The organism is Kitasatospora sp. NPDC029312, from assembly GCF_055569215.1.
The window spans coordinates 75,469-81,945 of record NZ_JBVHXY010000029.1; the positions used below are offsets into that span (position 1 = coordinate 75,469).

The 6,477-nt window shown below is 71.2% G+C and carries 7 protein-coding genes; all 7 read left to right on the forward strand.

Annotated elements, in window-relative coordinates; translation table 11 throughout:
• Positions 1 to 84 precede the first annotated feature (84 nt).
• The 7 genes from ACZ4WV_RS23300 (at position 85) to metK (ending at position 6,386) form a co-directional block, all read left to right on the forward strand.
• Positions 85 to 1,188 (forward strand): quinone-dependent dihydroorotate dehydrogenase, encoded by a 1,104-nt coding sequence (locus tag ACZ4WV_RS23300; protein WP_465749734.1) that lies wholly within the window; start codon positions 85 to 87, stop codon positions 1,186 to 1,188.
• Between the two features lie 36 nt (positions 1,189 to 1,224).
• Positions 1,225 to 2,058, forward strand: coding sequence for an orotidine-5'-phosphate decarboxylase (gene pyrF, locus ACZ4WV_RS23305; protein ID WP_465749688.1), 834 nt, complete (start codon positions 1,225 to 1,227; stop codon positions 2,056 to 2,058).
• Positions 2,059 to 2,407: 349 nt separating this feature from the next.
• Positions 2,408 to 2,734, forward strand: a complete 327-nt coding sequence (gene mihF, locus ACZ4WV_RS23310) for an integration host factor, actinobacterial type (protein ID WP_030290269.1) — start codon at positions 2,408 to 2,410, stop codon at positions 2,732 to 2,734.
• 49 nt (positions 2,735 to 2,783) lie between these two features.
• Entirely contained in the window at positions 2,784 to 3,341 is a 558-nt protein-coding gene (gene gmk / locus ACZ4WV_RS23315; protein WP_465749690.1) for a guanylate kinase, read from the forward strand.
• A 37-nt stretch (positions 3,342 to 3,378) separates the two neighbouring features.
• Entirely contained in the window at positions 3,379 to 3,648 is a 270-nt protein-coding gene (rpoZ, locus tag ACZ4WV_RS23320) for a DNA-directed RNA polymerase subunit omega (RefSeq protein WP_350736755.1), read from the forward strand.
• A 149-nt stretch (positions 3,649 to 3,797) separates the two neighbouring features.
• On the forward strand, positions 3,798 to 5,027 hold the full coding sequence (gene coaBC, locus ACZ4WV_RS23325; RefSeq protein ID WP_465749692.1) for a bifunctional phosphopantothenoylcysteine decarboxylase/phosphopantothenate--cysteine ligase CoaBC: 1,230 nt from the start codon (positions 3,798 to 3,800) through the stop codon (positions 5,025 to 5,027).
• A 150-nt stretch (positions 5,028 to 5,177) separates the two neighbouring features.
• Positions 5,178 to 6,386 (forward strand): methionine adenosyltransferase, encoded by a 1,209-nt coding sequence (gene metK / locus ACZ4WV_RS23330; RefSeq protein WP_465749694.1) that lies wholly within the window; start codon positions 5,178 to 5,180, stop codon positions 6,384 to 6,386.
• The last annotated feature ends 91 nt before the right edge of the window (positions 6,387 to 6,477 follow it).

The following is a 6,477-nucleotide window of genomic DNA, read 5'->3' on the forward strand; positions in this document are numbered from 1 at the left end:
CACCGCAGTGGGGGGCACCGGAGCCAGTTGGGTGCCCCCCACTTCCGTGCTCGAATCCGGCCTGAGACCTTGGAGTTGACCCCGTTGTACAAGCTGCTGTTCGACCTCGTCTTCAAGCGGATGGACCCCGAGAAGGCGCACCACCTCGCGTTCTTCTGGATCCGGCTGGCCTCCTCGGTGCCCGGCCTGCGCACCCTGGTGCGGCTGGTCCTCGCCCCGCGTGACCGGGCGTTGCACACCAGCGCCCTCGGCCTCGACCTGCCCGGCCCGTTCGGGCTCGCGGCGGGTTTCGACAAGAACGGCGTCGGCATCGACGGCCTGGCGATGCTCGGCTTCGACTACGTCGAGATCGGCACCATCACCGGCGAACCCCAGCCCGGCAACCCGGCGCCCCGGCTGTTCCGCCTGGTCGAGGACCGCGCGCTGATCAACCGGATGGGCTTCAACAACCAGGGCTCGGCCCGGGTCGCCGCCCGGCTGGCCGCCCGCCCGCACACCAGCTCCACCCCGGTGATCGGTGTCAACATCGGCAAGACCAAGGTGGTGGAGGAGGCCGACGCCGTCGCCGACTACGTCAAGTCCACCGAGCGGCTGGCCAAGTACGCCGACTACCTGGTGGTCAACGTCAGCTCGCCGAACACCCCGGGCCTGCGCAACCTGCAGGCCGTCGACCACCTGCGCCCGCTGCTGGCCGCCGTCCGCGAGGCCGCCGACCGCACCACCGCGCACCACGTGCCGCTGCTGGTCAAGATCGCCCCCGACCTGGCCGACGAGGACGTCGACGCGGTCGCCGACCTCGCCGTGGAGCTGGGCCTGGACGGCATCATCGCCACCAACACCACGATCGGCCGCGAGGGCCTGCGGGCCGACGCGCGGCGGGTCGAGGAGATCGGCATGGGCGGCCTGTCCGGCGCCCCGCTCAAGGCCCGCGCCCTGGAGGTGCTGCAGCGGCTGCGCGCCCGCACCGGGGGCCGGCTGACGCTGGTCTCGGTGGGCGGCGTGGAGACCGCCGAGGACGCCTGGCAGCGGATCATCCACGGCGCCGACCTCGTCCAGGGCTACAGCGCCTTCATCTACGAGGGCCCGTTCTGGTGCCGCCGGATCCACCGGGGGCTCTCCGCCCGGGTCCGCGCGGGTGGCTTCCGCAATCTGGCGGCGGCCGTCGGCAGCGCCGTCCGCAGTTCCTGACTCCCTGATCCGCCCGGAAACCCTGGAAAGGACGACATGACCCTCGCCCCGTTCGGCGCCCGGCTGCGCCAGGCCCTCGACACCCGCGGCCAGCTCTGCGTCGGCATCGACCCGCACGCCTCCCTGCTCGCCGCCTGGGGGCTCGGCGACGACCTCGCCGGGCTGGAGGCCTTCAGCCGGACCGTGGTCGAGGCGCTGGCCGACCGGGTGGCCGTGCTCAAGCCGCAGGCCGCCTTCTTCGAGCGCTTCGGCAGCAGGGGCGTCGCGGTCCTGGAGAGCACCGTCGCGCAGGCCCGGGCGGCCGGCGCGCTGGTCCTGATGGACGCCAAGCGCGGCGACATCGGCTCCACCATGGCCGCCTACGCGGAGGCCTTCCTGTCCCCGGCGAGCCCGCTGTTCTCGGACGCCGTGACCGTCAGCCCGTACCTGGGCTTCGGCTCGCTGCGCCCGGCCCTGAACCTCGCCCGGGAGCAGGGCTGCGGGGTGTTCGCGCTGGCGCTGACCTCCAACCCGGAGGGCGCCGAGGTGCAGCGCGCGGTCGGTGCTGACGGCGAGCCGGTCGCGGCCGCGGTGCTGCGCCAGCTGGCGGCCGAGAACGCGGGCGCGGCGCCGCTGGGCTCCTTCGGCGCGGTGGTCGGCGCGACGCTGGCCGACGCGGGCGTGGAGCTGGCGATCAACGGCCCGCTGCTGGCCCCCGGGATCGGCGCCCAGGGCGCGACCATGGCGGACCTGCCGCGGGTGTTCGGCGCGTCGGTGATCAACGTGGTGCCGAGCGTCAGCCGGGACGTGCTCAGGCACGGGCCGTCGGTGGCGGCGCTGCGGGAGGCGGCGGACCGCTTCGCCGGCGAGTTCGCGGACGCGGTCAAGTAGCGGCGGGTCGCTGACCGGTAGCCGTGCGGTGACCCTGCGCAGTGTGCGCAGCGCCGGGCCACTCCGGGAGCACTTGACGTGAGCGCCGTCACACTGCGGCCGCAAAAGGCTCGCAATCGCGGTCATTTTGCCCTGGAAAGTCCTGGTCGGCCTTGGCTGACCAGGACTTTTCGTGTTCTTTTCCTGACGTGGCGCCGCAATCCGGGTAGTGTCCGGCGATAGGTCGTCGAAGAGCCGCGAATCCCGTAGCTCCCGCAGGTCAGGGCCTTGTGGTTCTACTTGCGGAGGCGGCCTGAGAACCAAACAGTCATAGCTCAATCCCTTCCTTCCACACCCTGAGGTGAACGGCGTGGCTCTTCCGCCCCTTACCCCTGAACAGCGCACCGCCGCGCTCGCCAAGGCCGCCGAGGCTCGCCGGGAGCGCGCCGAGGTCAAGAACCGGCTCAAGCACTCCGGCGCCTCCCTGCACGAGGTGATCAAGGCCGGCAAGAACGACAACGACGTCATCGGCAAGATGAAGGTCTCGGCCCTGCTCGAGTCCCTTCCGGGCGTCGGCAAGGTCCGTGCCAAGCAGATCATGGAGCGCCTCGGCATCAGCGAGAGCCGGCGCGTGCGCGGTCTCGGCACGAACCAGATCGCCTCCCTGGAACGGGAGTTCGGCGGTGGCGCCGCCTGACCGTGCCCCCGTGGTCCCGGGAACGCCCGCGATCCGGGATAATCGGTGCATGAGTGAGCGTCCGCGGCTGACCGTGCTCTCCGGCCCCTCGGGGGTCGGCAAGAGCACGGTCGTCGCTCATATGAGGAAGATGCACCCCGAGGTCTGGCTCTCGGTGTCGGCGACGACCCGCCACCCGAGGCCGGGCGAGAAGAACGGGGTCCAGTACCACTTCGTCGACAACGACGAGTTCGACAAGCTGGTCGCCAACGGTGAGCTGTTGGAGTGGGCCGAGTTCGCCGGGAACCGCTACGGCACCCCGCGCGCGGCCGTGCTGGAGAAGCTGGAGCGCGGCGAGCCCGTGCTGCTGGAGATCGATCTGCAGGGCGCCCGTCAGGTGCGCGAGTCGATGCCGGAGGCCCAGCTGGTCTTCCTGGCCCCGCCGAGCTGGGACGAGCTGGTCCGCCGGCTCACCGGCCGGGGCACCGAGCCGCAGGACGTGATCGAGAAGCGTCTGGAGGCCGCCAAGGTCGAGCTGGCGGCCGAGCCGGAGTTCGACACGACCCTTGTCAACACCTCCGTCGAGCAGGTAGCGGCCGAACTGCTAGCCTTGCTCGGTGTAGGCTGACCTGTCTGTCTTTTCCATCCTTTCGGAAGGTTTTCGCGTGTCCTCTTCCATGACCGCGCCCGAGGGCATCATCAACCCGCCGATCGACGAGCTGCTCGAGGCCACCGACTCGAAGTACAGCCTCGTGATCTACGCCGCCAAGCGCGCGCGTCAGATCAACGCCTACTACTCCCAGCTCGGTGAGGGCCTGCTGGAGTACGTCGGCCCGCTGGTCGACACCCACGTGCACGAGAAGCCGCTGTCGATCGCGCTGCGCGAGATCAACGCGGGCATGCTGACCGCCGAGGCGGTCGAGGGCGCCGTCTGAGGCAGCCCCGTACTTTTCCCGAAGGGCCCGGCGGAATCTTCCGCCGGGCCCTTCGGCGTTCCCGCCGGGGTGGGGCACCGTGCCGTCGGCAGCTGAGGGGTCGTAGGGTGGGCGGGTTCCCGATGGTGGAGAAAGGTCGGTACCGGCACATGAGCGCGAATGCGGCGGCTCCTCGCGTCGTCCTCGGCGTCAGCGGTGGGATCGCCGCCTACAAGGCCTGCGAGCTGCTGCGCCGGTTCACCGAGTCCGGCCACCAGGTCACCGTGGTGCCGACCGCCGCGGCGCTGCACTTCGTCGGCGAAGCCACCTGGGCCGCGCTGTCCGGGCGCCCGGCGGCCACCGAGACCTGGGAGAACGTGCACGAGGTGCCGCACGTGCGGATCGGGCAGCAGGCCGACCTGGTGGTCGTCGCCCCCGCCACCGCCGACCTCATCGCCAAGGCCGCCCACGGGCTCGCCGACGACCTGCTGACCAACACCCTGCTCACCGCCCGCTGCCCGGTCGTGGTGGCGCCGGCCATGCACACCGAGATGTGGGAGCACCCCGCCACCCGGCACAACGTCGCCACCCTGCGCAGCCGGGGCGTGATCGTGCTGGAGCCCGCCGTCGGGCGGCTGACCGGCAAGGACACCGGCAAGGGCCGGCTGCCCGAGCCCTCCGTGATCTTCGACGCCTGCCGGGCCGTGCTGCGCCGCGGCGGGGCGGTGCCGGCCGACCTGGCCGGACGGCACGTGGTGGTCTCGGCCGGTGGCACCCGGGAACCACTGGATCCGGTGCGATACCTGGGCAACCGCTCCTCCGGCAAGCAGGGCTACGCGCTCGCCGTGACGGCCGCGGCGCGCGGGGCCCGCGTGACCCTGGTCTCGGCCAACGCGGAGCTGCCCGACCCGGCCGGGGTGGACGTGGTGCACGTCGGGACGGCGCTGGAGCTGCGGGAGGCGGCGTTGAAGGCGGCCGAGGACGCGGACGCCGTGGTGATGGCCGCGGCGGTGGCGGACTTCCGGCCGGCCGCGTACGCGACCGGCAAGATCAAGAAGGTCGAGGGGGTCGAACCGGCGCCCGTCGCGCTGGTCCGCAACCCGGACGTCCTGGCCGAGCTGTCGGCCCACCGCACCCGTTCGGGCCAACTGGTGGTGGGTTTCGCGGCGGAGACCGACGACGTGCTCGCCAACGGTCGGGCCAAGCTCGCCCGCAAGGGCTGCGACCTGCTGGTCGTCAACGAGGTGGGCAACGGCAAGGCCTTCGGCACGGACGTCAACGAGGCCGTCGTACTGGGCTCGGACGGCAGTGAGACGCCGATCCCGGTGGGCCCGAAGGAGGCCCTCGCGGACGTGGTCTGGGATCTGGTCGCAGAGCGTCTCGAAACGGTCGGAACCTGATCGAGCCCTGGTCAAGGGCGGTCGCCATTTTTGGAACAGGGTGACGTTCGACGGAATCAGACCGTTACACTCCAGGAATCAAGTCTTTCCGGATGTCCCCGGTCCGCCGGGGGCCTTCAGTCAGCAGCCGCTGCAACCCCAGGGAGCGCTGTGTCTCGCCGCCTGTTCACCTCGGAGTCCGTGACCGAGGGTCACCCCGACAAGATCGCTGACCAGATCAGCGACACCATCCTTGACGCGCTCCTGCGCGAGGACCCGACCTCCCGGGTCGCTGTGGAGACGCTCATCACCACCGGCCAGGTGCACGTGGCCGGCGAGGTGACCACCAAGGCGTACGCGCCGATCGCCCAGCTCGTCCGGGACAAGATCCTGGAGATCGGCTACGACAGCTCCAAGAAGGGCTTCGACGGCGCCTCCTGCGGCGTGTCGGTGTCCATCGGCGCGCAGTCGCCCGACATCGCGCAGGGTGTCGACACCGCGTACGAGGCCCGGGTCGAGGGTGACGACGACGACCTGGACAAGCAGGGGGCCGGCGACCAGGGCCTGATGTTCGGCTACGCGTCCGACGAGACGCCCGAGCTGATGCCGCTGCCGATCACCCTGGCGCACCGCCTCTCCCGCCGCCTGACCGAGGTCCGCAAGAACGGGACGATTCCCTACCTGCGGCCGGACGGCAAGACCCAGGTGACCATCGAGTACGACGGCGACAAGGCCGTCCGTCTGGACACCGTGGTCGTCTCGACCCAGCACGCCAGTGACATCGACCTGGAGTCGCTGCTCACCCCCGACATCCGCGAGTTCGTGGTCGAGCCGGAGCTGAAGGCGCTGGCCGACCAGGGCATCAAGCTGGTCACCGACGGTTACCGGCTGCTGGTCAACCCGACCGGCCGCTTCGAGATCGGCGGCCCGATGGGCGACGCCGGCCTCACCGGCCGAAAGATCATCATCGACACCTACGGAGGCATGGCCCGCCACGGCGGCGGCGCCTTCTCCGGCAAGGACCCGTCCAAGGTCGACCGCTCGGCCGCCTACGCGATGCGCTGGGTCGCCAAGAACATCGTCGCCGCGGGCCTCGCCAGCCGGGCCGAGGTGCAGGTCGCGTACGCGATCGGCAAGGCCGAGCCGGTCGGCCTGTTCGTGGAGACCTTCGGCACCGAGACCGTGCCGGTGCTGAGCATCCAGAAGGCCGTCTCCGAGGTCTTCGACCTGCGCCCGGCCGCCATCATCCGCGACCTGGACCTGCTGCGCCCGATCTACGCGCAGACCGCCGCCTACGGCCACTTCGGCCGTGAGCTGCCGGACTTCACCTGGGAGCGCACCGACCGGGTGGCGCAGCTGAAGGCCGCCGTGCAGGACTGACCTCCCCGGTTTCGAAGCGGGGGGGGGCCCCCCCCCGGGGGGGGGGAGGCGTCGTTCCCTCGTGGATTGCCTTTTGGGGGGGGGGGTGTTG